24 protein-coding genes and 1 pseudogene are annotated in these 21,044 nt (G+C 53.3%); 7 read left to right on the forward strand and 18 right to left on the reverse strand.

Translation table 11 applies throughout. The features are described from left to right. Positions 1 to 689: 689 nt before the first annotated feature. A complete protein-coding gene (locus P1S59_11180) occupies positions 690 to 1,637 on the forward strand; it encodes a (Fe-S)-binding protein (GenBank protein ID MDF1526815.1) in 948 nt (315 codons plus the stop codon). Between the two features lie 71 nt (positions 1,638 to 1,708). On the opposite strand, the gene P1S59_11185 is transcribed toward P1S59_11180, so the two are convergent. The 7 genes and pseudogenes from P1S59_11185 to P1S59_11215 form a co-directional block, all read right to left on the reverse strand. Continuing rightward, a complete protein-coding gene (locus tag P1S59_11185) occupies positions 1,709 to 3,166 on the reverse strand; it encodes a polysaccharide biosynthesis C-terminal domain-containing protein (GenBank protein ID MDF1526816.1) in 1,458 nt (485 codons plus the stop codon). A 97-nt stretch (positions 3,167 to 3,263) separates the two neighbouring features. Continuing rightward, the gene (locus P1S59_11190) at positions 3,264 to 3,497 is read right to left on the reverse strand and encodes a DUF2892 domain-containing protein (protein MDF1526817.1); all 234 of its coding nucleotides are present in this window, start codon (positions 3,495 to 3,497) and stop codon (positions 3,264 to 3,266) included. A gap of 117 nt (positions 3,498 to 3,614) precedes the next feature. Continuing rightward, complete coding sequence (locus tag P1S59_11195; GenBank protein ID MDF1526818.1) at positions 3,615 to 3,746, reverse strand: hypothetical protein; 132 nt, start codon at positions 3,744 to 3,746, stop codon at positions 3,615 to 3,617. Positions 3,747 to 3,907: 161 nt separating this feature from the next. After that, entirely contained in the window at positions 3,908 to 4,360 is a 453-nt protein-coding gene (locus P1S59_11200) for a DUF3192 domain-containing protein (GenBank protein MDF1526819.1), read from the reverse strand. Positions 4,361 to 4,461: 101 nt separating this feature from the next. Next, positions 4,462 to 4,794, reverse strand: a complete 333-nt coding sequence (locus tag P1S59_11205; GenBank protein MDF1526820.1) for a DNA alkylation repair protein — start codon at positions 4,792 to 4,794, stop codon at positions 4,462 to 4,464. A gap of 46 nt (positions 4,795 to 4,840) precedes the next feature. After that, a pseudogene (locus tag P1S59_11210) lies at positions 4,841 to 5,155 on the reverse strand (four helix bundle protein). A 90-nt stretch (positions 5,156 to 5,245) separates the two neighbouring features. Further along, entirely contained in the window at positions 5,246 to 5,962 is a 717-nt protein-coding gene (locus P1S59_11215) for a DUF4197 domain-containing protein (protein MDF1526821.1), read from the reverse strand. Between the two features lie 41 nt (positions 5,963 to 6,003). Between P1S59_11215 and P1S59_11220 the strand changes: the two genes are divergently transcribed. Then, on the forward strand, positions 6,004 to 6,375 hold the full coding sequence (locus P1S59_11220) for a four helix bundle protein (protein MDF1526822.1): 372 nt from the start codon (positions 6,004 to 6,006) through the stop codon (positions 6,373 to 6,375). Positions 6,376 to 6,435: 60 nt separating this feature from the next. Continuing rightward, positions 6,436 to 7,041 carry a pyridoxamine 5'-phosphate oxidase family protein gene (locus P1S59_11225; protein MDF1526823.1) on the forward strand — a complete coding sequence of 202 codons (606 nt, stop codon included), beginning with the start codon at positions 6,436 to 6,438 and terminating at the stop codon, positions 7,039 to 7,041. A 613-nt stretch (positions 7,042 to 7,654) separates the two neighbouring features. Here P1S59_11225 and P1S59_11230 read toward each other — a convergent pair. The 11 genes from P1S59_11230 to P1S59_11280 form a co-directional block, all read right to left on the reverse strand. Continuing rightward, complete coding sequence (locus tag P1S59_11230; GenBank protein ID MDF1526824.1) at positions 7,655 to 8,557, reverse strand: DMT family transporter; 903 nt, start codon at positions 8,555 to 8,557, stop codon at positions 7,655 to 7,657. A gap of 163 nt (positions 8,558 to 8,720) precedes the next feature. Then, complete coding sequence (locus tag P1S59_11235) at positions 8,721 to 9,011, reverse strand: DUF4389 domain-containing protein (GenBank protein MDF1526825.1); 291 nt, start codon at positions 9,009 to 9,011, stop codon at positions 8,721 to 8,723. 125 nt (positions 9,012 to 9,136) lie between these two features. After that, on the reverse strand, positions 9,137 to 9,463 hold the full coding sequence (locus P1S59_11240; protein ID MDF1526826.1) for a peptide chain release factor-like protein: 327 nt from the start codon (positions 9,461 to 9,463) through the stop codon (positions 9,137 to 9,139). Between the two features lie 111 nt (positions 9,464 to 9,574). After that, positions 9,575 to 10,975: a YchF/TatD family DNA exonuclease gene (locus P1S59_11245; GenBank protein ID MDF1526827.1), complete on the reverse strand. Its 1,401-nt coding sequence runs from the start codon at positions 10,973 to 10,975 to the stop codon at positions 9,575 to 9,577. A gap of 130 nt (positions 10,976 to 11,105) precedes the next feature. Then, on the reverse strand, positions 11,106 to 13,028 hold the full coding sequence (metG, locus tag P1S59_11250) for a methionine--tRNA ligase (GenBank protein ID MDF1526828.1): 1,923 nt from the start codon (positions 13,026 to 13,028) through the stop codon (positions 11,106 to 11,108). Beyond that, the gene (locus P1S59_11255) at positions 13,025 to 14,056 is read right to left on the reverse strand and encodes a stage 0 sporulation family protein (GenBank protein ID MDF1526829.1); all 1,032 of its coding nucleotides are present in this window, start codon (positions 14,054 to 14,056) and stop codon (positions 13,025 to 13,027) included. The genes metG and P1S59_11255 overlap by 4 nt, the downstream gene beginning before the upstream one ends. Further along, the gene (locus P1S59_11260) at positions 14,057 to 15,085 is read right to left on the reverse strand and encodes a DNA polymerase III subunit (protein MDF1526830.1); all 1,029 of its coding nucleotides are present in this window, start codon (positions 15,083 to 15,085) and stop codon (positions 14,057 to 14,059) included. Further along, positions 15,051 to 15,698 carry a dTMP kinase gene (tmk, locus tag P1S59_11265; GenBank protein MDF1526831.1) on the reverse strand — a complete coding sequence of 216 codons (648 nt, stop codon included), beginning with the start codon at positions 15,696 to 15,698 and terminating at the stop codon, positions 15,051 to 15,053. Before tmk ends, P1S59_11260 begins: the two co-directional genes overlap by 35 nt. Positions 15,699 to 15,801: 103 nt before the next feature. Beyond that, complete coding sequence (locus P1S59_11270; GenBank protein ID MDF1526832.1) at positions 15,802 to 16,314, reverse strand: MogA/MoaB family molybdenum cofactor biosynthesis protein; 513 nt, start codon at positions 16,312 to 16,314, stop codon at positions 15,802 to 15,804. Continuing rightward, entirely contained in the window at positions 16,295 to 16,747 is a 453-nt protein-coding gene (locus tag P1S59_11275) for an MOSC domain-containing protein (protein MDF1526833.1), read from the reverse strand. Before P1S59_11275 ends, P1S59_11270 begins: the two co-directional genes overlap by 20 nt. Before the next feature lie 238 nt (positions 16,748 to 16,985). Then, positions 16,986 to 17,828, reverse strand: coding sequence for a hypothetical protein (locus P1S59_11280; GenBank protein MDF1526834.1), 843 nt, complete (start codon positions 17,826 to 17,828; stop codon positions 16,986 to 16,988). Positions 17,829 to 18,154: 326 nt separating this feature from the next. Here P1S59_11280 and dksA point away from each other — a divergent pair, with 326 nt between their 5' ends. From dksA to P1S59_11300, 4 genes are all read left to right on the forward strand, one after another. Continuing rightward, positions 18,155 to 18,517, forward strand: a complete 363-nt coding sequence (dksA, locus tag P1S59_11285; protein ID MDF1526835.1) for an RNA polymerase-binding protein DksA — start codon at positions 18,155 to 18,157, stop codon at positions 18,515 to 18,517. Between the two features lie 498 nt (positions 18,518 to 19,015). Continuing rightward, positions 19,016 to 20,044 (forward strand): FAD:protein FMN transferase, encoded by a 1,029-nt coding sequence (locus tag P1S59_11290; protein ID MDF1526836.1) that lies wholly within the window; start codon positions 19,016 to 19,018, stop codon positions 20,042 to 20,044. A gap of 310 nt (positions 20,045 to 20,354) precedes the next feature. Continuing rightward, positions 20,355 to 20,756: a SoxR reducing system RseC family protein gene (locus P1S59_11295; protein MDF1526837.1), complete on the forward strand. Its 402-nt coding sequence runs from the start codon at positions 20,355 to 20,357 to the stop codon at positions 20,754 to 20,756. Positions 20,757 to 20,772: 16 nt separating this feature from the next. Continuing rightward, the gene (locus P1S59_11300) at positions 20,773 to 21,039 is read left to right on the forward strand and encodes a hypothetical protein (protein ID MDF1526838.1); all 267 of its coding nucleotides are present in this window, start codon (positions 20,773 to 20,775) and stop codon (positions 21,037 to 21,039) included. Positions 21,040 to 21,044: the final 5 nt, after the last annotated feature.

Raw genomic sequence — 21,044 nt, forward strand, 5'->3', positions numbered from 1 at the left:
CCCGTTAAAAGTTGGGAGCTATTTTAGCATCCCGTTGACAGGTGGTACCGGCCTACTTCATCCCATCTGTGGTGAAAAACATCGCTTTAATAGCAACCGGCATCGTTTCGCATAAGATTCGGCTCGCGATGACCCGTTTTCGTTCTTAGAACTACGCCGTGGCAGGAATGGCTGGATTCCGGAAGACTTACGTGTCTAAGTATCTACGTGCCTAAGTATCTAAGTGCCTGAACCGCTCTTTCCCCCCTGTTTCGCTTTTTCTCAGACTTTCTCTGTGTCCTCCGCCTGCCCTGCCTGTCCCGAGCCTGTCGAGGGGAGCTTGTCGCCTGCCCTGAGCTCAGTCGAAGGGAAGGGCGTGAGGCAGCCTTGATCGCCTTTACAGGAATCGCGTCTCTCCTTCCCCCGTGTCCCCGTGCTTGCCACGCCGAAGCTGGTCGGTGGGCGTTAGCGAAGGCGGGTCTCCGCGTCCCGTGCACTTGATTACGCCGCGTCTCCGCGCTTGCCAGCCGTAGCTTTAGCGAAGGTTGGTCACCGCATCTGATCCCCCCCTCGCCCCCTCTTTTGTGAGCGTAGCGTTTTCCCTTCCCGAAACCTCCCTCAATTGCTATAACCCCCACATGTCCGACACCGTCACCGACTTCATAACCGCCTGTTCTTCCTGTACCCAGTGCGGAACCGTGTGCCCTTTTTTGGAAAAGTACGGCTCCCCCGAGGACATCATCGCCAAAAAACCGCAGCTGGCGTTTCTCTGCACCAACTGCACGGGGTGCGACAAACGCTGCCCCCTGGAGCTTTCCCCTTCCGCTGCTCTTTTTGAGACCAAACAACGCCTCATCTCCGAGGGGAGAGTGCCTGAAAAAGCTGCCAGGGCTCTGAAAGGAGCGAAAAGTTTTGCCCAGAGAGGACATGCCGTCCCCTTCCTGCGTTACGACAGCAAGCGGGTCGCTTTCTGGCCCGGCTGTTCCCTTGCGGGCACCAGTCCCGAGGCAGTGGAGGCGACTCGTGCTCTGCTGACATCACTCCTGAATGAAGAGGTGGGCCTGGTACTGGACTGCTGCTTTGATCCCCTCTACCAGATGGGGGAAATCCAGCCGGTTCAGGCGGCGTGCGAGCGCATACGTGAGCGGATATCAGATGCCGGGATCGAGAAACTCATCGTGGGGTGCATTAACTGTCGAAAGGTTTTCGAAAGACATATGCAAGGGGTTGATGTAAGGCACGTTGTCGAGGTTCTTCCTGATGACGTGCTGAAGTCTGTTCCTGATGAAGATCTCTACCTGCACCATCCCTGCCCCGTCTATCACGTTGACGGGATCGCTGAGAAAACCTCATCCATCCTCGGGCACTCAATGACAGATGAAGTTGATGAGCAGCTGATGCCGGCCTGCTGCGGATACGGTGGGAGCATCAACATTCAGGACCCGGACCTCACCGTTAAATTTGCCGAGAGGGTCACCATGGCGGCTTACGGCGCGTCCATCGTCACCTCCTGCATGGGCTGTAAGAACATGTTTCTGAGTAGGGGAACCCCTACCTATCACATCCTGGAACTGATCACGGGGGTTAAGCCGAAGACCAAACCTGTTGGTTTGGCAAGGAAATGGGCCAATCGGCTGCTTCTGGCAAAGAGTAAATAGCAGCCGATCTCAGATCCAAAATTTCAATGGAAAATACATACAGTTCAGAGATGTAGAGTTTATTCTGCGTTCTACATTCTACGTTCTACATTCTGACTATAAAGTCCCAACACCCCAAACAACAGCGGCATCACCACGGCAATGAGGGGAATAACCAGCAGGGCCGGCATGCGTGCCGGATCCAGGATATGATAGGCGACATATATCAGAGTGCCGCTTAATAAATAGGCTTTAATGGGGATTTCTCCCTTACCACCGATCCCGTGCGCAAAGAGGAAAAAGTAAATAACGAGGGACAGGGTCGTGGCTATGGCCGCGCCGAACACTCCGGCGAAAGGGATCAGGTAGAAGTTCAGGAACGCGTTGATGAGGAAAACCTTCAGAGCGATGCGGTTCAGTCCCTGTTTCCGGCCGTCTATATTAAACAGAGGCTCCAGAACGACCGTGGAGGAGAAAAGGAGAAGGCCGGGAAGAAGCAATGAGAAGATCTTGAAAGATATGGGTAAATCCCCCTGGACCCTGAAAACAGCCCTCAGCAGATAGGGGAAGTACAGCAGAAAGGTTAGCGCGATGACAGCGTGGAATGAAAAGAACCGGGCCGCGGTCCTCCGTGAATCTGCAAAGAGCTTCATATGATCATTACCGGTAGATAGGTATACCCTCACTCGGTATAGGGGCGCGGCGCCCAGTGGAATTATCAGAAAGAAGCGAGCCAGAACCGAGGCTTCGGCATAAGAGCCCTCCTGAACAGCCGAGACAAAGAACCCCAGAATAAAGAAATCCACGAAGAACAGGACCCTCAACCCCTCGTGTGTAAAATAGTAACGCAGGCTTTCCCTGATGGTGGCTCTTGCCGTCCCCAGCCTTGCCAGTGCTGCTGTGAGGGAAGGCATACGGACAGCCCGTTTTACAAGGAGAATATGGGCGATCTCCGAGAAAACAAATGCCGTTACCAGAAGATCGGGACGGATCCCCGTACCTGTGAGGAGAAATACGGAACCCAGCAGAACAAGACGTTTTACGACCCCCGCCCTCGATGCGGTGACATGGTCACCCCTGCCGTGGAGAACAGACGCCTGAAAACCGGAATAAAGGTTAAAGGGAACCGCTACGGCAAGCACACAGAAACCCGGCCAGGCTCCGCTCCCAACCACGCTTGCGCCGACGATCCATTTCCCCAATACAAGAGTCCCCAGGCCACCCATAAGACCGGAGATCAGGATCACTCCCTTTGTCCGGGCGAGCAGGCCGTCGACATCCTTCCCGCCTCCCACAGCAAGCTCCCTTTCCGCGTACTTGCCAACGCCGAACTCCACAAGGAAACTGACGATGACAAAAGCTGAGAGGAGAAAGGTATAGACACCAAGTCCACCGGGGCCGTAGGAACGCCCTATCATAACAAGCAGGAACAGGGAGACTCCTATATCCACCGCCGCTTCTCCCACGGAAAGGACATAGCTTTTTATCTCGTCGATAGGACGCGTAACCTCTCCCGATGTCCAGTTTGGAAGATCCCGTCTCATGTTCATAAATCACTCTTCAGGAAATTATAAAGAAAGGGGCGTACCAGGTTACCCGGTATGCCCCCTTCAGTTTGCGCTGAAGCACCTGTTCAGCGAGTCATCGTCATGACGGTGCGGGTTTCTCCTCATCGTGTTCGTCGCACTTGCAGGTTTTGATCCCCAGCCAGCTGTAAGGTGGACAAAAGCCGAAAACAGCTGTTGCAACCAGCATCACCGCGAGCAACCCAAGGATCACCGCAATGGGTCCTCCCATCGCTCCCGTGATGAGAGCATAGAATATCCCGGCAGCTACTGTGGTCCGTACCACACGATCCGTTTTTCCCATATTGTGTTTCATGGCCTTACTCCCTTCATGCAAGAAGCCTTCATGACGCGGAGACGCGGTGATGGGGAGACGCGGTGTAGAATTCCCACTCTCCGTGTCCGCGAGTCTCCGAGTCCCCGTGTCAGGCGGTTATTCCTTGATCTCTTCAGCTTCTCCAACAGTATAACCCACATCGTTAAGCGCCTTGGTGGTCATTTCCAGGTCTGCCCCAGTATCCTCAAAGCGCACTGTCAAGGTGTGGCTCGTTATGTCGGCCTTCACCTCTGATACGCCCTCAATAGGTTCGACGGCCCGCCGGGCCCTCGCGGCTGTGCTCCCTCAAACGACTCCCGGGACAGGAAGGCTATAGCCCACTACGGCCGCATACGCAGCGGTGGCGGCGCACAACAGCAGCACAGTTATAAAGAGTACTTTTCACATTTCTACTCCTTTCCCGGTTTCTCTTCCGGGAGGGGTGCCAATTCGGTAGCGTCCCTGGGAGCAGGGACGGGCCGGAAGCCGACCAGATCCTCAAGCGTATTCCAACCCCAACCGGTTACAGCACCAGACTTCATGATGATCGGTAACAGTTCGTCCTCGGTAACCAGATCATCCCCCTTTTTCATCCCTGTATAATAATACATGACCTCCATCGATTCTCCATCAATATTCCTGACGTACCGTGTGGCGTAGGGGTTGGTGACCTGGCCGGACATCTGAAGAAGCTGAACCTCCTCCAGCAGGGTCTGAATAACCTCCGGTCTGGTCATCCCCATCTTCACTCCACCGGGTCCGGTGGAAGTTTCCTTCCCATTTTCGGTCTGATTACCTTCGCAACCGATGAGCAGTGAAGTTAAAAGGAACATGAAGATGACTAAACTTCGGATACTGAACATGGCTTATTCCCATCCCCGTTCATCCCCGACGCGGGACAGTTCACGTCTGGCATCAGCCTCGATCCATCGAGCACTGGGTGAATTCCGCCCTTCGATTTTTTTTATTGTGGCCATGGCCTTACTCCAGATGGCCGGATTTTTTTACCGATCGCCCTCAAAGCCCAGTTTTCCATTTGCTGCCCGGTAACGGCAGAAGGTTCGTCGATCATGGTGGCCAGAAGGCGGGCTTCGTGGATCCCGGTTTCCCAGAGCTGCAAAGCCAGATCATGGCTCTTTTCCACCTGCCGCGCCAGCTTGCGTAGATCGGTGACTTTGATACTTAGGGCATTGTCAATGTTTATACCAAAACGAGCCATGCCGGAGCGGTTTTCTTCTGACTCCATTGAGTGGAGGATAGCGAGGATGGATTGGATACTGGTGGGTTTGTCAGGCATGGTGGCTCCGGGCAGGCAGCACGCAGTTTAAATCTTCAAAGTGTTATTACTTCTTAAGGGTAGCTTTATATCCATACAACATTCTGCTCACTTCCGTTAACAATTGCTCCAGTTCACCGATATTACCATAACCCAGGTCGGCGACCAGGATCAGATAATACCTGCACTCTTCTAGCCCGCATTATTCATGATGGTGATGAGATGTGAGCTAACTGAGGGCTATTTCCATGTAACGGTGTTTATCCCGGGTTGATTTTTTCCTGTATCCCTCTGCGATGTTGGCAGGAACGGATACCGCCGCTCGAGTGAACTGCGACGTCAATTTATCTTTCAAATTGCCATCAGAAGAAGTACTGCAAATCTGTTGCCAATCAAGGATTTTCGCTATTTTTCAGCAAAATATGCTAAAGAGTTTTACTGCGTGCTGCGTCCTGCGTTCTGCGTGCTGCCTTTAATTTCCAAACACTTCCTCCAACAGCTTCGTCACCCTGGCCGCCGGGTCCTTGCGGATCTTTTTTTCCTCTTCACCTACCATGAAGAAAAGGCCCCCCAGAGCTTCATCAGTGACGTAGTCTTCAAGGTCCACATGGATCTTCTTTACGAAGGGAATGGAGTTGTACTTGTCCATCATCCGCTTGTAGCTCTGAACGACCCCCACCTGGGCCATGGATTCAGTGACCACAGGTCTGAAAAGCCCATATAAGTTATCTGTGGTCTTGCCCTGGAAATAGGAGGTGGCGGCCCTCTCGTCCCCCTTCACGATCCCGTAGGCGTCCACCACGGTCATGTCACGGATGGCCCCCACGAAGATGTCCACCGCCTGGGGAGCGGCCTTCTCAGCGGCCCTGTTCATGCTGAGAACAAACTCGTCAACGCGGTCATCCATTCCGATCTTTCGAAGCAGTTTTTCCACATCCTCAAGCTTTTCCGGTACCGGTATCTTTATGTTCAGGTTGTCCAAATAACCGTTCTCTGTGGAAACTTTGGAGACGGCGTTCTTTGTTCCGATATCGAGGGCCTCTTTGAGGCCGGCAATAAAGGTGTCCTCCTTGCTTTCCCTGGGTTTTGTCACCTGCTTGATCAGGTCATCAAAGAAACCGGCAAAGGAATGTTGGGGGGTGGTTAGAAGGAAGAAAACGGGGAGGAGGAGATAAACACATCTTTTCATGGAAGAAGGCTCCTTGGGGGAAAGTAGTAATTGAATGTAGAATGTTGAATGCAGAACGTAGAAGTTTAGATCCCAGTCTGCATCCCTCTGATCATCCAAATCATTTTGTATTAAATACTTATGAATTCACAGAACATTTTCCACGCACTGAGGTTTATGGATTAACTGTGCAATTAAAAAGAGCCGTAATTTCCATAGCAGCCAATATCGCTGAAGGCTTCAGGAAAAGATCAAAAGCTGAGACGCACAGATATATGGAAATAGCCCACAGTTCTCTTGAAAACTGCCAATATTATCTTATCCTGGCTCGAGATCTGGGTTATGGTGAAAAAGCCGAACTGGATTGCCTCCTGACCGAGATCAGTAAAATGCTATTTTCGTACAAATCGGCTTTGAAGAGAAATGTGGAGTAGCATCAATGCTTTATTCAACGTTCTACATTCTGCATTCTACATTCTGCTAAAGGGAGTACCATGCGCCGCTCTGACAAACAAATAACCGACCCCGCCGAACTCGAGTCCCTCCTGAGCAGCAGTGAGATCTGCCATCTTTCCATGGTGGACGACGGAAAACCTTATGTTGTCCCCATGAACTTCGGTTATGCGGACGGGGCGCTGTACTTCCATTCGGCGCCTGAAGGCAGGAAGATAGATATCCTTGGAAAGAACCCGGATGTCTGTTTCAGCATCATTGCCAGAAACATCCTCATCAAAGGTGAAAAGGCCTGTTCCTGGACGGCAAAGTACAGCAGCGTCACCGGAACTGGTAAAGCCGAGGTCATTAACGTCAGGAAAGAGAAGGAAAAGGGCATGTCCATCCTGATGAGTCAGTACTCGGATAAGGAGTTCGATTTTTCCGAAGTGGATCTCACCGGGGTTGTGGTTATCAGGGTTGTGATTGAAGAAATAACAGGGAAATCGTCAGACGCGGGTAAAGAACTGGAGGGGGCGAGAGGGAGATTGGGGAAAAGATCTCGTACGTGCGTGGAGGGTGCGTGCGTGGAGCGTGAATCTTGGAAATACACGCAGTCATCGCGAACCATCAGCCATGTGAAGCGATCTCGGGTTTTTGAGATTTGAGATCTGAGATTTGAAATTCGCGTTTCTAACAGGGATGAAGGGGGTAAAGGGGATATAGGAAAACCAGCACCGCCAGCTTGCCGCGGCGCAGTCCGAAGGACGAAGACGGGTCATTCCGGGCAGAACTGTATCCAGGTATCTACGTATCTAGGCAAAACCGTAAATCAAGATCCCCGAAATCCGACATCCAACTCCCGGCCACCGGCCGGAATTTTTTCTTGGACACCTCGAAACCTGCATACTTAGATACCGCCTTGTCCGGAATCCAGTTGCTATAAATGCGATGTTTTGAAACGCAGAGACCGCGAAGGACGCAGAGGAAATCTAGCTTGAGTCTTGGGTTTTAGACCCTGGACACTAGACCCCACACCCCACACACTGAACGCGGAGTCCCGCTTATGGCGGGATGAGGATTGGCAGTTGTAAGTCGCACTTGGATGAACTGTGCTTATCGGTTCGCTAGAGTGTGGTAGATGCAAGGCCAGAGTCCCGAGAAACACCGGCTTGTCACGCCATAGCTCGGAGAGCGACGGCGGAAGGCGTATATGGCGACATACGTCGAGGCTTTCCGAAGGGTGATAACGCAGCAGATGATGTGTTATTGAGGGCCGTACTAAACCTGTTGCGGTCTATTCACGAGGTATATCCCCCCCGCAACACATATAAGTCCAAGCCAAAGCTGCAAGGGCAGGGGATCCCCTAAAATAACCCCACTCAGCAAAACTCCAAACAAAGGAACCAGAAACAGGAAGGAAACCAGTCGGCCCACCGGATAAGTGTGGATCATCCAGAACCAGAGAAGGTAACAGATAAAGGCCACAACGACGCTCTGGTAAAAAAGGGCTCCGAGAACAGGAGCTGACAGGACTACCGGCTTACCCAGATCCAGGATCAACCAGCCCACTGCCAGCACCGGGATGGAGTAAAAGAGCTGGGAAAAAAGTGTCTGGTAGTGGTCGAAAGGGCGCTTTCCGGTGGACCATTTGATATATACCGTCGTTGCCGCCCAGAACAAAGCCGCCACAACCTCGAGAAGGTCGCCTATCCAGTAGTTCGGTGGCAGGTTCACTGACTTTACCCCGAAGACCAGGACCACGCCCAGAAATGAGATCACAAGGCCGGAGGTTTTGACAGGTGTCAGGCGGTCGCCCTTGAGGAATAAGTGTGCCCCGATGGCTGCCCAGAAAGAATGAGTATAGAGAAAAATGACCGCCCGGGACGCCACGGTATAGGATGTCCCCCAGTACAGAAACAGGAAATCCAGACCGAAGAGAATGCCGATCGTTACGCCAAACCTGATGTCTGGCCCTTTCATCCACACCGACTTGCCCCTGGCGGTGGCAAGTCCCCACAGGAGCGTGGCCGCTATCATGGATCGGACGGTGGCAGCGCCCATGGGCGGAAAACCAATGTTGCCAATCTTTATGGAAACCATGTTTCCGCCCCATATGAGGCAAATGAAAAGCAGGAGCGCTATCCCGCTGAAGGGAATGTGCTTTGATGTTCCGGAATTCAATATTGTTTACCTCGCAAAAAGAGGACCGTGGGGGCGGCCCTCCTGTTTGTGTGGTTATCCGACGCGGTGAAGGGGTGAAGGGGAGACGCGGGGTGAGCACTTCTTCCCGTGTCATATTTAACTTCGCCCTGCGCCCTCCGCACTTCGCACTGAGGAGATGAGACTATGTCTCATCTTCTCCGGGCCATTTAGCAAAGGGAAAAGGCCTTTCCTCCGAGTTGTATGTCCAGTAGCTCATTATCTGATAGATGAATATAGACAGCCCTTCACCGAACTCCTTGAGTCGGATATTTTGGCGGCCGGTGAACACAACAAAGAAGAACTGGAGGAGGATCACCACAAATACGATGACCTCCGTCACGCTGTAGATAATCGCGAACAGAATCATGAACATTCCACGGAGCCATGTTTGCCCGTTTTTGAGGTTATTGAATATTCCCTGTTTTTCACTCATGCAGCCCCCTTATAGTCTTATCTGACTGAAATTAATGATCGATCTGGTCCATGAGTGTGAGGTTATCTCTTATCGCTCCAAGGTTCAAGGGAGGAAAGAAAAATACCGCACCCCTTTACCAATAATTATGCGTCGATTTTTGCCCTCAACTTTTTTACATCCCCGCGCTTTTTCTTCTCTTCCAGTTCCCGGGTTCGCACCGACCTGGACTTCCGTGTGGGAACCCTTTTTTTCCTGGGTGTTTTACTCTCTTCGATCCTGCGGACAAGACGTTCCAGCGCATCCTCCATGTTCCGGTGCTGGGAGCGCTGGCGCCGCCCGATGACGATGATACCGGTGGGGATGTGCTGGAGGCGGACCGCCGAGTCAGTGACGTTCCTGTGCTGCCCCCCGGGCCCGCTGGCCCGGAAGGTGGTAATTATACATTCTTTTTTTAGTGCATTGAGATCCATAATATTTCAGAATGCAGAATGTAGAACACAGAAGAAATGCTCAAAAATCCTTTGACAACGATATAGGCAACAACAATTCGTTTTCTACGTTCTACGTTCCACAACCTGCTCTTACCCTACTTCATTATACTCTCTCACTCTGAATCGTGCGCCAATATCCACCGCGATCTTCCGACATACCTCGATATCAACTTCCGGATGTGCTACCACTGTCAGCACCACATCCAGGCCTGCGGCGACGCATTTCCGGGAGAAGTCCAGCAGCGATCCGTAGGGGTCTGGCCCTACGCTGGGGCGGCACAGCCTGTCGAAGGTGTCGGCGTCCTGGGCGTTCAGGCTAATGGAGATAGTATCGATGGCGTAGGTGAGTTCAGGGACGATATTTTTTCTGTGGTAGAGGTTTGCCAGGCCGTTGGTGTTCAACCGGATATCCATGGAAGGCTTGAGCTCCTTGATCCTGGATGCCATCTGAAGAACTTCGGGGAGGCGGATAGTGGGTTCTCCGTAACCGCAGAAGACGACCTCAGATCGGTTCTGCCACCCTTCTTCCTCCAAAGCCTTGATCATCTCATCAGGGGTTGGGTCACGCTGGAGCCGCAGATTATGTCCTTTGACAACGGGGTTTACACTTCTCTGGCAGAAGGTGCAGGAGTTAGTGCAGCTTCCGGTTACGTTGAGGTAGACTGAATCCCTGATCGTGTAAGCCAGTATGGAAGATGGGAGGTCCACAGGCAGGCGGAAAAGCTCCACAGCGTTCCTTGTAGTCACCCGGCCCACATCGCTGATCGAGAGTCCTTTGACTCCGGCGATGTACTCAGCTACAAGATGGACGTAGGCCGGTTCATTGCGCTGGCCCCGGAATGGGTGAGGAGTAAGGTAGGGGCTATCGGTTTCCACCATCATACGCTCCAACGGTACCAGTGACAGGACACTTTCCGCCCATTCCCTGTTTTTTCGTCCCTCGTAAGTGATCGTACCGGTAAAGGACAGATAAAGGCCCATCGCCAAAAACGCCTCAGCGTCCTGGATGGTCCCGGAAAAACAGTGAACCACACCTCCTCTTTCCGGCAGACCCTCCTCCTCCAGGATCTGCAGGGCCCTGGAATAAGCGTCACGGACGTGTATAACCACAGGCTGTCCGGTCTCCTTTGCCAGTGCGAGGTGCCCACGGAACGATTCCTCCTGGAGCTCCCGCGGCGAGCGGTCCCGGAAAAAGTCCAAACCAGTCTCACCAACCCCTACGACCCTTTTGCGTCGGGCAAGTTTCCCCAGTTCTTCCATGGCAAGTTCATCCATATCCTGGGCGTCGTGGGGATGGATCCCTACAACAGCGGAAACCTCCCTGAACTTTTCCGCTATCTTGAGGGCCCTTCTGCTTTCGGGCAGGGTCGAGCCTACTGTGACAATGTGAATAACACCGGCGGCATGTGCCTTTTCAAGGACCTGTTCCAGATCGGACTTGAACTGGCGCATTTCCAGGTGGGCATGGGAATCTATAAGGTACTGTTTCATCAGGTCATGTGTCCTTTTGAGTCCTGCATGGAAATTCCGGAATAGGGGAAAAGGGGAAGAGGGGAATGTGAGAATGAATCTTTGTTTTGGTCTCCTTTTCGCCTCTTCTCCTCTTCTGCTGTCTCTTCCCCTATTTAATCCTCACTCCCGCCCCCACCTCCTTATCGAAGGTCACAAGGGCGAGGCCGTTATCGTCGTGAGCGGCCAACAGCATTCCGTTGGATTCGACGCCCATGAGTTTGGCCGGTGCAAGGTTTCCCACCACGGCTATCGTTCTTCCCACAAGATCGTCCGGCTCATAATATTCGGCAATACCGGCAACGATCTGGCGTTTTTCTCCCGTGTCAACGATCATACGTATAAGTTTTTTGGATTTCGGTACCGCTTCGGCTTCCAGGACCTTACCGGTGACGAGCTCGACTTTGGCGAAATCCTCGATACCAATAACGTTGTCGGTCTTTTGTGGTTCTTTCTTCATCCTTCCTCCTTCATCCTTCTTATCTTCTTTTTCCTCTATCCTCGGAAACAGAGCCGGCCCCCTGAAGGTCTTTGTACCCCCAGGCAACCCGCCCCACTTTTCAAGGGAGGTGATCGTGTGAAGGTCTTTTTCCCGGGGGATCCCCAGCTGTCGGAACATTTTCTGTCCAGTCTCCGGCATGAACGGGTTTATCATCACGGCTATCTGACGGATAGCTTCGAAGAGGGTGTACATTACTGAATCCAGCTTGGCTTCCTTACCCTCCTTGGCGAGTGTCCACGGTGCGGCCGAGTCAATATATTTGTTGGCCGCTCCGATGAACTCCCACACCGCCTTCAGGGCGCGGTCGAAAGACAGGGCTGCCATGTGCTCGTCCAGTTCATTCACTGCCTTGTGGGAAGCCTTAACGAAAGCCATGGAAAGATCTCCCATTTTAGAATCGTCAGGTGCGGGGGGGATCACGCCATCCCTGTATTTTTCCAGCATCCCGAGAGAGCGCTGGAGAAGGTTCCCTATGTCGTTGGCGAGGTCCGAGTTGATCCGTCCCACCAAAGCCGGGTGGGAAAAATCGCCATCCAGCCCGAAGGGAACCTCCCGCAGGAGGAAATAGCGGATGGCATCTGCTCCGTACTTATCCAGAAGCAGGTTCGGTTCCACCACGTTGCCCACCGACTTGGACATCTTTTGCCCCTCGATGGTCCACCAGCCGTGGGCGAATACTCTCGCGGGAGGGGCCAGTCCCTCCCCTTTGAGCATGGTGGGCCAGTAAATGGTGTGGGTCGTCAGGATGTCCTTACCGATAAGATGGGTGCAGTTGGCCCAGAACGCCGCGAACCTTTCATCGTCTGTTGTATATCCGGGTGAGGTGACGTAGTTGATGAGGGCATCGAACCAGACGTAGGTGACATAATCGGCGTCGAAGGGGATCTCGACCCCCCAGTTCAGGCGGCTTTTGGGTCGGCTGATACAGAGGTCCTCCAGAGGTTTGCGGAGGAACCCCAGCATCTCGTTACGGCGCGTCTCAGGTCTTATGAAGTTGGCGTTGTCCTCGATGTGCTTGATGAGCCAATCCTGATATTTGCTCATTTTAAAGAAGTAGTTGCTCTCCTCTATCTGAACAACTTCCCGACCGCAATCCGGACAGTGGCCATCATCCAGGTCCTTCTCGGTCCAGAACCGTTCATCGGGAACGCAGTACCAACCCGAGTAGGAACTCTTGTAGATGTCACCGCTGTCGAAGAGTTTCTGAAGAAAATGCTGAACGACCTTGATGTGGCGTTCCTCGGTGGTGCGGATGAAGTCGTCGTTGGAGATGTTAAAGCGCCTCCAGAGGTCCTGGAAGCGAACCACCATCTCGTCGCAATGCTCCTGGGGTGTTTTGCCCCTGTCCCGGGCCGCCTGTTCCACTTTCTGGCCGTGTTCGTCTGTTCCGGTGAGGAACATGACTTTGCGCCCGGACATTCTCATATAACGGGATATCACATCTGCAGCCACGGTAGTGTAAACGTGCCCGATGTGAGGTACGTCGTTGACGTAGTAAATAGGTGTTGTCACGTAGAAGGTGTTTTCGCTCATTTCAGTTTCTCCCGCAGTTCATCGATGTCCATCACTAACGGTTTGGCATCGGTCATGTCGATGGTCACCGTCCGGCTGAATATATCCACTGATCGAACCTTACCTGTCCCTTCAGGAAGGTTTACCTTCTTGCCTATCTTCGGCACGCCTCGTGAAGCTTCCTTGTACTGCTCGTATTCGTAGTTGAGACAGCAAAGCAGACGGCCGCATCCTCCGGAGATCTTGTTGGGATTTAATATGACGTTCTGCTCCTTGGCCATCTTTACAGATATGGGAGCGAACTCTTTGAGGAAAGTGCTGCAGCAAAAGGCCATGCCGCAAGGTCCTACTCCTCCAAGGAGTCTGGCTTCGTCCCGTATCCCTATCTGTTTCATCTCGATGCGTGTGGAGAATTCACGGGCAAGGGTTCGTACGAGTTCTCTGAAGTCCACCCTTTTTTCGGCGGTGAAGTAAAAGACAGCCTTGGAGCGGTCCAGGAGGAACTCCACCTGGACCAGACGCATGGGGATCTCCCACTCCTCGATAGTTTTGGTGCAGTACTCGGAGGCTTTCTTTTCAAGCTCCCGGTTCTCTGCATCTCTGCTGACATCTTCAGGGGTGGCTTTTCTTAGTATTTTCAGCTGTTTGCAGCCCTTGCATTGTAGAAGTACAGGGGGTTCCAGGACGGTGCCAATGGCCTTCCCATGTTCGGTTTGTATTACCACCTCATCGCCCTGCTTGAGGGTGTGCTCCCCGGCGTTGAAATGGGCGGACCGGTTCTGGCCACGGATCGCCACCAGGGCTGTCCTCACCTCATCTGGTGATAGTTCCTGGGCAGGATCTTCTGAAGGCTCCCCGGACTCCTCGGCCACAGGCGCTTCGGAAACAGCCGCTTCATCATCCCTTGCGATGTCCTTGTCTGTGTCAACCCCGGTGTCGGCCGGTTCCATGACACGCTCCGGCAGTATTGGCTCATGGGCATCGGGAACATCCGTTTGGGTCGAGGTTATGTTGTCTATCGTTTTGTCGTTATCGTTGGAGTTATCCATCTAGGCACTCTTTTCTGTTGGTAATGTATGGTTACGAACCCTGAGAAGCAGGGTGTCGAGGGTCAGTTGTACGTTCGTGTTGGCTTCAATAGCTTCTCGCGCATCTTCCACCGATTCGAGGATCGAGGCCAGATTCACTCCTCCGATGCTGTCGGCTCCTTTTTTAAGCTCCTGAATGTGGGCAACGTGGATCACCTGATCCTCCGGGACCCCCTCGAACAGGATCAACATGTCCCGATACCATTGTGCCATGAACTCCAGCACACCGAGAGCGTCCTGCCGGTTCCGGCCCCATCGCTGCGCCAGGTCCAGCAGCTGTCCCACTCCATAGTTGTGGAGGGAGGAAAGGGGCTCAAACTCTCCGGCCATTTCCTCCAGGGCCCCAGTGGATTGGTACGCAAGGGCTTTTTTCACACTTCCCTTTGCCATGGCTGCCAGGAGCGACGCTTGGGACTTTTGGATGCCTTCTTTCAACAGGATATCCTCGACGACCAGCCGGGGCAGGGGAGAAAAGGCCAGTGTCTGGCACCTGGAAGAGATCGTGGGCAGGACCGAGTCCCGGTCAGTGGCGATGAGTATGAAATGGGAGGTTGCCGGCGGCTCCTCCAGCGTCTTCAAAAAGGCGTTGGAAGCGTTCATATTTATGAGATGCGCGTCCTGAACAATGAAAGTGGATGTTTTGCCGCTCATCGGTTTCAGATAAGCCCGCGCGAGGATCTGTTCTCGGATCTGCTTAATAACGATCTGACGTTTCCCCTCCGGCAGTCCAATGAGGTACAGATCCGGGTGGTTGCCGGCGGAATACAGAAGACAGGATGAGCACGATCCACACGCTATAGCTCCCGATTGGCAGTTGAGACTGGCCGCGGTGGCCAGGGCTGCCATCATCCTCCCGCATCCAGGTGGTCCCGTGAAGAGATAGGCCGTCGGGACCCTCCCGTGATAGAGTGCTTTCTTCAGTATGGATACCGGCCCTTCCTGGGACCTTATCGAATCAAAGAGCATCAGGAAACCTCGATCGGAATCCATCCATTACAAGTTCCGTCATTCGGTCCGGTTTTTCCCGGGCATCTATAACCAGGAACCGTTCCGGCTCCTGGTCTGCGAGCATGAGGTAGCCTTCCCGCACTCTTTGGTGAAAGGCCATCGTCTCCTCATCGATCCTCGATTCGGAGCTATCCATGGATTCTTTGTTCCTGGTCCTTGCCCGTGTCAATCCTGTTTCGGCAGGAAGATCCAGCAGTATTGTCATGTGGGGTACAGCTTCGCTCCTGGCATAGTTGTCAATGGTGGTGATCACATCAAGAGGGATCCCTCTGCCTTGGCCCTGGTAGGCGATGGTTGCGTCCGAGTACCTGTCGCACAATACGATCTGCCCTGCTTCAAGAGCGGGGAGGATGACCTGGGAAACGTGTTGAGCGCGGTCAGCGGCAAATAGCATGAGTTCAGCCATGGACCCGAGTTTCTCCATTTCGGGGTTTAAAAGGACCTTGCGCAGTGCGACACCGAGGGGTGTGCCTCCCGGTTCCCTTGTCATGAGCGGATTCTGTCCTGACCGGCGCAAGGCGGCCGCCACGTTGTTTATAAGGGTCGATTTCCCCGACCCCTCAATGCCCTCGAAGGTAATGAATATGCCGGACATAACCATTAGCACGCAGCACGCAGCACGCGGCACGCAGAAAGGCAGACACAAACCGTTATCCGGGTTTTTACTGCGTCCTGCGTCCTGTGTCCTGCGTCCTGCATTATTCTCCTCCGCATTCCGATGGATCGCCCTTGATCTTTAACAGCAGATGCTCAAGGAAGCCGAAAAGGACCTCCATGCTCTCCCGAACGGCTTTTGGGCTCCCCGGGAGGTTGATGATGAGAGTGTGGCCTCTGACCCCGGCGATACCCCTGGTGAGTGCTGTGGTGGGTACCCGGTCGCGCACGGCGGCTCTCATAGCCTCGGGGATCCCCGGGATCTCAAACTCCAGCACAGCCCTCGTTGCTTCAGGTGTCCGATCTCTGGGTGCCGGTCCGGTGCCTCCGGTGGTGAGGATCAGATCGAGGTTGTCCTCATCGGACCAGTTTCTGAGGATCCCGGAGATTGTATCCTCTTCATCAGGATGGATCTCGACACGATCCCACGCTACATCGAATTCCGGCCTGCCTTCGAGGCACTCCACGATAGCAGGACCGCTCAGGTCTTCGTATTCTCCCCTGGACGCCCGGTCGCTCAGAGTGAGGACCCCGGCTTTAACTTTCATCTTGTTCATTATTCTTCGGTCGGATGAGGGGATCGCCGAGGTTGATAGTCCCGCCGGTGAGAACCTTCACGAAAATCCCTTCACGGGGCATGACGCAATCGCCGGCCTCATGGTAGATGGCGCAGCGATCGTGGCACTCTTTGCCGATCTGGGTAACCTCCACAAGAACATCTCCCCCCATGCGCAGGCGCCCTCCAATGGGCAGCGCTACGAGATCGATCCCCTCAGTAGTGATGTTCTCAGCAAAATCTCCTGGCCCTACCGCAAGGCCACGCTCAATCATCTTTTCGATGCTTTCCTTAGCCAGGAGGCTGACCTGACGGTGCCAATTTCCAGAATGGGCATCGCCAACGATACCATGGTCGGGGCGCAGGACGGCACTGGTCACGTTGTCCTTTCGGACCCCCTTGGTCTTACTTATGGAAATGGCATGGATGCGCATTGTGATTTCCTCAAATCTAATGGTAACGAAATAACATAAAAGCATACTACAGGCTGAAAATGTGTACAAGGAGCGTTGACAGGAGGGGCGGCAGGAGGGGAGGCTGCCGGAAAACAGAATTCAGAATCTAAAATGTAGAATGTGGAATGTGGAATGTGGAAAAGGCAGTCCAATTTCCTGCTGTGTTGCCAAGAAGTGTAAGGATTTCCTTCTACGTTCTACATTCTACATTCTGCCTTTACTGCATTCTCATCGACAACCCGAGGACTACCCTGTCCGTTTTGTCTGTCTGGTCGTTGTAAAGGATACCGGCGTCCACGGTGCCGTTCATGTCAGTATATGTGATGCCCATTGTCAGGTAGGTGGTGCCGTTGGCAAGGTCCTGATAACCCAGTCGTCCGGTGATCTTCTTGAAGGGCGTAAACTCGATACCGGTCCGAAGGTTATTCTCGCCGCTGTACAACGGGTCCGACTCTTCCTCGTAGTCGGCCGCGAAGTAGAGGGTCATGGGAAACTGCAGGCCTATGCCAAACCCGCTGTACTGTTTCAGAAGGTCGCTGTCATTGGGGAACAGGTTGCGCACAACGTATCCGATGGAGACGTTGGAGCCCATCTTGTAAAGGAGACCGGCGTCCACCGCGCTGAGGCTTTTTTCACCTCCCGGGGGTGCCTCTGGTTCGTAATCTCCCATGTGGAAACTCTCGCCCAGGTAGAGGGAGGGCATCAGTGTCTGGGAGAAGGAAACGCCCCACATCTGATTTTGGAAACCGGCGAATTCGGGGTCCGTATAGTAGGAGACAGCGCCCCTCATGGCCGAACTGGTATCTAAAATAGACAGGCCCCAGGAGCCTTTCGGGGTGTTCTTCTTGTCCACATAATCGACCCCCAGAACGAAATAACCTTCGGGGGTGAGAGTCGCCGGATTGCCGAAAGCGCTCCATATGCCCGGAGGGCAGGCGATTACCGTCCCGCCCCTGCCCAGGGATTGGGCGTCAATGCCGTTGCTCGGGAAGGAGGAAGGATCGGCGCCGGCTGAGCCGGCAAGAAGGATCACGGCGGATATGATGGTCAAGGTACGCATTATAGTTTTCATGCCCCTTTTGATATACGGGGAATGGGTGAGTGTCAATAGAGTAGAACGCATCCGCCGTCGCCAAGGCTATGGCGGACAGGGAACGCAGAATGTGGAATGTAGAACGTAGAATGTAATACGTAGAGCAAAGAATGTAATACGTAGAGCAAAAAAACGTGTTTACGAATTATGCTTTGCCGTCAGGTAATTACATGCTTTCTTCTGCATTCTGCAAATCAGGTGCATATAACAGGCGCACCTGATTTGTTGACACCTCTCCTTAAATGCAGTATCAAAAAACGTTATATTTGCGATGGGACTCATTGAGGACTGTGATGAAAGAAAAAGAACTAAAAATAATTACTGAAAAACTGAAGGCCTGGAAAGAGGAATTGGTCCAGGAAGCCACCAGAACGGTGGACGGAATGACGTCCGAAAAGACGCAGTTTGCCGATCCTACCGACAGAGCCTCCATGGAGACAGATCGGAATTTTCTGCTTCGGATTCGTGACCGTGAGAGAAAACTCATATCCAAGATCGACAAGGCCATCGAAAGGGTTGAAGATGGCACCTTCGGCCTCTGTGATGAGTGCGGGGAGGGTATCGAGTTTAAACGCCTCGAGGTCAGGCCTGTGGCCACTCTCTGTGTCGAGTGCAAGACTCGCCAGGAGGAAGAGGAGAAGATACAGAAGAGCTGATGCCCGGCCATGCCGGAACCTTCGCTTTAAATCCCGTCCCAGATCGTTTCTGTCCTGATGCCAGCCTTGAATTATCAGGTTTCCCCAAATGAATAGCCGCCGCGGACATGGGTTTTCCCGCATCCTCAGCGGTGACCCTGATATGATTTTCCTGTGGGTCATAAGCGGTGCATCGTATCCCAACCAGTCACGGGGCATGGGGGAGAAATACGGGTAGACAACTGACGGGGTGAAGGAGTAACTTTCTCAGGGTCGCAAAAAGTCCATTGTTGGCTTTTTGTTCCTCGGAAAGTGAAAAGTGTCATTTTCACTTTCCTTACAAATCAATGACTTACACCCGCAGTCATTGATTTGGGCGCCCATACGGGGCGCCTTGATGGACTTTTTGCGAGTCCATCAACTTTCAGCGTATGTTTGCTCACCATCAACCCCGTCGATCAGGCCCCTGCATGATGAAAGATAAGAAAATGAAGATCTGGACCGCTCTTTTTGGGGAAGATGATTAGTCTGTCCCCCTGGCGTAACTGCGATAGCCGTTACCGATCCCTCTTTTTAGGGTCGTTTCTACTGATCCTGGCTATCCTTTCGGGATGCAGCGATCCGCAGCCCCACCGTGAGACCCGTTTCATGATGGGCACCCTTGTGGATGTGGTGGTCTATGCCGGCAAGGAGGCTGCACCTGGCGCCGCCGGACAGGCTTTTGAAAGGATACTTCAAGTTGAAGCGGCGGCACATCCGTCGGAAGAGGGATCGCCGCTTTTTCAGGTAAGACAGGGAAAGGGAGCCCGGCTCGAGGGAGACCTTACCCGGATCCTTGAAGCGGCCATGGATGTTTCCAGGGCTGCATCGGGAGCCTTTGACCCCACCCTGGGTGAGGTGGTTTACCTATGGGGGTTTGGTCGTGACGATCCCCATCTTCCAGGTCCGGAGGAAATTCAGCAGGCCCTTGAAAAGGCTGGCTACAAAAGGGTCCCTGTCGGGCAGTGTTGTCCGGAAAAACTCGATATATGGTTTGACCTGGGAGGTGTGGCCAAAGGTTACGCTGTTGACGCGGCGGTCAGTGTTTTACAAGAGGCGGGAGTCAAGGCAGGCATCGTTAACGCGGGGGGCGACCTTCGCTCATTCGGGGTGCGGCCTGGCCGGGGTTACTGGAAAATAGGCGTGCAGGATCCGGAAAACCCACAGGAACTGGCTGGGGTTCTCGAAGTAAAGGAAGCGGCGGTAGCCACCTCCGGGGATTACCAACGGTATTTCGAGGAAGGGGGAATCCGTTACCATCACATACTGGATCCTTCCACTGGATATCCTGTTCATAGCGGGCTGCGGGGGACAACTGTGATCTCCTCTGACTGCGCCACAGCTGACGCTTTGGCTACTGCAGCCTTCGTATTGGGCCCTGAAAAGGGGCTTGCTTTGCTGGAAAAATGGGATGGAGCGGAGGGGGTTCTCATCACCGGGGAGGGAAAGATTCTTACAACCTCGGGAATAGGTGAGGGGGGAGTGCGGTTCACAAAGACTTCCGACTGAACCGTGGGAACCTGTCCCTACGGGACGAAACGGGGTGTCGGTGAAACGGGGAAACGGTGATAAAACCACCAACGCGTATACTCTTCCATGTATTTCATTACTTCAATGTTATCTTAGTACTATGTTCCTTTTAATGACCTGTTTTTTTGTTTTTACACCCCGATTCGCCGATTCGCCGATTTCCCCACTCATGAGTCAGTTTCATCGAGGACGCTTTTATATGATGATTATTAACCTGACCGAGCCTCCCACTCCCCCCTGGAAGAGGCTCCCCCTTGATTTTCCGTCCCATCTCACATAAGGTTAGGAAATGCTTGAGGAAACTGCTTTCGTCATTTCGTTAAATGGTGATCGTGCCACGGTAGCCCTGGTACGGTCAGACGCCTGCGGCGGCTGTGCGGCGAAAGACATGTGCCATCCGTCATCGGGGAAAACCATGAAGATGGAGGTCAGGAACGTGGCTGGCGCACACCCGGGCGACAAGGTGGTAGTATCTCTTCCGTCGAGCGAACTTCTCAAGGCATCTGCGACTGCTTATTTTATGCCGGCGGTGGCAGCGGTGGCTGGTGGTGCGGTGGGATGGTCCCGTTACGGCACCGATGGGGCGGCTATCGCAGGTACGTTTTGCGGGCTGGCTCTCGCCACCCTTTATTTGTTCTGGCAGGGCAGGAAAAGCCGGGATTCGATCCCCTGCATCTCAAGGGTTCTTTGATCAGGAGGAAGTCCGGATGAGCCTCATCGACAATGAAAAGGACGCCGTACGGCTGGCCCGGACCATCATGTCCGACATCGCCCTCTATAATCAGGACAAGATCCGCCATAGCATCAAGAACGACTCGCTGTTCGTAGATATGGCTGACCAGTTGGAAGAGGGCCGCAAACTCTACAACGCCAGGGTAGATCCCGATTTGCCGGGACGATGGATCCCGTATAACAGGGCCATTGTCGATGTGCTGGTCAAGCAGTTCGGGGATACCGACTCGGATATCTGGTAGACCTC

It is taken from the genome of bacterium (assembly GCA_029210965.1).
Lineage (GTDB): Bacteria > BMS3Abin14 > BMS3Abin14 > BMS3Abin14 > BMS3Abin14 > JALHUC01.